Origin of the sequence: Brachyspira hampsonii 30446, from assembly GCF_000316195.1 — a bacterium.
GTDB classification, from domain to species: Bacteria; Spirochaetota; Brachyspiria; order Brachyspirales; family Brachyspiraceae; genus Brachyspira; species Brachyspira hampsonii_C.
Genome location: NZ_JH994110.1, coordinates 682627 through 686852 on the forward strand (window position 1 = coordinate 682627; position 4226 = coordinate 686852).

1 protein-coding gene is annotated in these 4226 nt (G+C 28.4%); it reads left to right on the forward strand.

Annotated elements, in window-relative coordinates:
• Positions 1-4226 (forward strand): hypothetical protein (locus A966_RS13385; protein WP_008722404.1); only part of this gene is annotated, 4226 nt, incomplete at both ends.

Genomic DNA, 4226 nt, shown 5'->3' on the forward strand with positions numbered 1-4226 from the left:
GGAAGAATCAGAAGACATAGAAAAAGAATTAATAGATGAAGGTTTATCCGCTTTAGAAGAATTAGAAAATATAGAAAAAGAATATTTAAAAGATTCTGATGCTTCAGAAATCGATAATGAATTATCATTAGATAAATATACATTAATTGAATTGGAAGACGGAACAAAAATAAAAAGAACTTCTTATGCAAAAGACAATATAGATGTTGATGATGCTGAATTTTCTGACGAACAAAATTATGTTGTTCAGCACATATATTCAGAAGAACAAGATATACTTATGAAAGAAGTATCTGAAAAAGATGCTCTTACAGATGAAGAATTAGAAGATATTGATTGTGTTGAAGAATTTGATTTGAGTACATTTTTTAGTAATCAGAAAATGGATAATAATAATGATGATGAAATAGAGGTACCAGATTTATATGATGATATTTCTGTAATTACTGATAATGATGATTCATCAGTAATAGATGAGGTATTGGAGTTACCTGAAATAGATGATGAAGAGCCTAAAGAAGTAAATTTAATAAAAGAAGATAATCTAAAAGAAGATGAAATAAATATACAATACAATGATAGAAATGTTGTAGTTCCAGATATAGATAATGCTGATTATATAGATGAATCTAATTATATAAATGAAATAGATAATGATGATGATGATATAATACAATTATCTGGAAATGAACTCGATTTAATAACTAGAGATGTTGACATAGAATCTTCAATAAATGAAGAAGATATTACAGATGATTACAGAGAAAATAATTATACTATGTCAGAAATATCTGATAAAGAGTTGGAAGAGATAGATGACGGTTATGTAAATGATAATGAAGAAGATATTACAGATGATTACAGAGAAAATAATTATACTATGTCAGAAATATCTGATAAAGAGCTGGAAGAGATAGATGATGGTTATGTAAATGATAATGAAGAAGATATTATAGATGATTACAGAGAAAATAATTATACTATGTCAGAAATATCTGATGAAGAGCTGGAAGAGATAGATGATGGTTATGTAAATGATAATGAAGAAGATATTATAGATGATTACAGAGAAAATAATTATTCTATGTCAGAAATATCTGATGAAGAGTCGGAAGAAATAAAAGATGAAGAATTAATTGATGAGTTAGAATCAGAAGACATAAAAGAAGAAATATCATCAGCTATAGAAGAATTAGAAGAAGCAAAACTAGATGAATTGATATCGGAATCTCAAGAAGAAATAAAATCAGATATAGAAGAGACTGAGGAAGAAGCAGAAGAAGAGATAATTAATAATGAAGAAGATCTAACAGAAGAAGATAAATCTATGATAGAAGGCTGCTTGGATAAAGTAGATGATTCATCAGAAGATTTAACGGAAGAAGAGAAAGAATTATATCAAAATTATTTATCTAATTCTAATATTGAAGCAAAAAAAGAATTTCAAGAGGAATCAGCTGAGGAGACAAACACAGAAGAAATAACTCTAGAGTCAAATGAAGAATTAGAAGAACCTCAAGAAGAAATAAAATCAGATATCGAAGAGCCTGAGGAAGAAGATACTCAAGAACCTCAAGAAGAAGAGATAAAAGAAGATATATTAGGATCTCAAGAAGAATCAGAGGAAGAAGATTCATTGATAGAATCTAGTAATGTTGAAAAAGAAGAAACTCCCGAATTATCTAATGATTACATATCTAAGATGTATAATGATTATTTGCAAAATCAAGAATCATATAATAATGAAGATGTTTCAAATGATGATTATATATCTAAATTCCAGAAGATAAATGAAGAGTATGAAGAGAGTAAGAAAGAAAGTGAGATAAAAGAATCAGAACCATCGGAAGAATTAAAAGAAGAATCAGTTGAATCCTCAGAGGAAACAAATACAGAAGAAATAACTCCAGAATATCATGAAGAAGTAGAAGAACCTCAAGAAGAAGAGACAAAAGAAGATATATCAGAATCTCAAGAAGAATCAGAGGAAGAGGACTCATCAATAGAATCTAGTACTGTTGAAAAAGAAGAAACTTCCGAATTAACTAATGATTACATATCTAAGATGTATAATGATTATTTGCAAAATCAAGAATCTGATAATAATGAAGATGTTTCAAATGATGATTATATATCAAAATTTCAGAAGATGAATGAAGAGTATGAAGAGAGTAAGAAAGAAAGTGAGATAAAAGAATCAGAACCATTAGAAGAATTAAAAGAAGAATCAGTTGAATCCTCAGAGGAAACAAATACAGAAGAGATAACTACAGAATCTTATGAAGAAGTGGGAGAACCTCAAGAAGAAGAGACAAAAGAAGATATATCAGAATCTCAAGAAGAATCAGAGGAAGAGGACTCATCGATAGAATCTAGTAATGTTGAAAAAGAAGAAACTTCCGAATTAACTAATGATTACATATCTAAGATGTATAATGATTATTTGCAAAATCAAGAATCTGATAATAATAAAGATATTTCAAATGATGATTATATATCTAAATTTCAGAAGATGAATGAAGAGTATGAAGAGAGTAAGAAAGAAAGTGAGATAAAAGAGTCAGAACCATCAGAAGAAAAAAAAGTAGAAGAAATAATTTCAGAATCTCATAAAGAAGTAGAAGAAGATCTAACAGAAGAAGAAAAAGAATTTTATCAAAGTTATTTATCTAAATCTAATATTGAAGAAGAGGAATTGCAAGAGGTATCAGATACTGAATCATCAGAAGAAGAAAAAGAAGAAGAAATAACTACAGAATCTCATGAAGAAGTAGAAGAACCTCAAGAAGAAGAGACAAAAGAAGATATATCAGAACCTCAAGAAGAATCAGAGAAAGAAGATTCATCGATAGAATCTAGTAATGTTGAAAAAGAAGAAACTTCCGAATTAACTAATGATTACATATCTAAGATGTATAATGCTTATTTGCAAAATCAAGAATCTGATAATAATAAAGATATTTCAAATGATGATTATATATCTAAATTTCAGAAGATGAATGAAGAGTATGAAGAGAGTAAGAAAGAAAGTGAGATAAAAGAGTCAGAACCATCAGAAGAAAAAAAAGTAGAAGAAATAATTTCAGAATCTCATAAAGAAGTAGAAGAAGATCTAACAGAAGAAGAAAAAGAATTCTATCAAAGTTATTTATCTAATTCTCCAGATAATATTGAAGAAGATAAGTTGCAAGAGGTATCAGATACTGAATCATCAGAAGAAGCAAAATCAGAAGAAATGACTCCAAAATCTCATGAAGAAGTGGAAGAACCTCAAGAAGAAGATACAAAAGAAGAAACTCCCGAATTAACTAATGATTACATATCTAAGATGTATAATGATTATTTGCAAAATCAAGAATCAGATAATAATGAAGATGTTTCAAATGATGATTATATATCTAAATTTCAGAAGATGAATGAAGAGTACGAAGAGAGTAAGAAAGAAAGTGAGATAAAAGAATCAGAACCATCGGAAGAATTAAAAGAAGAATCAGTTGAATCTTCAGAGGAAGCAAAAGCAGAAGAAACAATTCAAGAACCTTATGAAAAAGTAGAAGAAGATAAAACAGAAGAAATAAAATCAGATAGTGAAGAGTCTAAGGAAGAAGCAGAAGAAGATATAATCAATAATGAAGAAGATCTGACAGAAGAAGATAAATCTATGATAGAAGGCTATTTGGATAAAGTAGATAATTCATCAGAAGATTTAACAGAAGAAGAAAAAGAATTATATCAAAATTATTTATCCAATTCTTCAGATAATAGCGAAGAAAAAGAGGAATTGCAAGAAGAATCATCAGAGGAAACAAATACAGAAGAAACAACTCAAGAATCTCATGAAGAACTAGAAGAAGCTACTCAAGAACCTCAAGAAGAAGAAATAAAATCAGATATTGAAGAGTCTAAGGAAGAAGCAGAAGAAGAAATAATCAATAATGAAGAAGATAAATCTATGATAGAAGGCTATTTGGATAAAGTGGATAGTTCATCAGAAGATTTAACGAAAGAAGAAAAAGAATTATATCAAAATTATTTATCTAACTCTTCAGATAATAGTGAAGAAAAAGAAGAATCAGTTGAATACTCAGAGGAAACAAATACAGAAGAAATAACTCAAGAACCTCATGAAGAACTAGAAGAACCTCAAGAAGAAATAAAATCAGATATAGAAGAGCCTTTGGAAGAGGTAGAAGAAGAAATAATCAATAATGAAGAAGACCTGACCG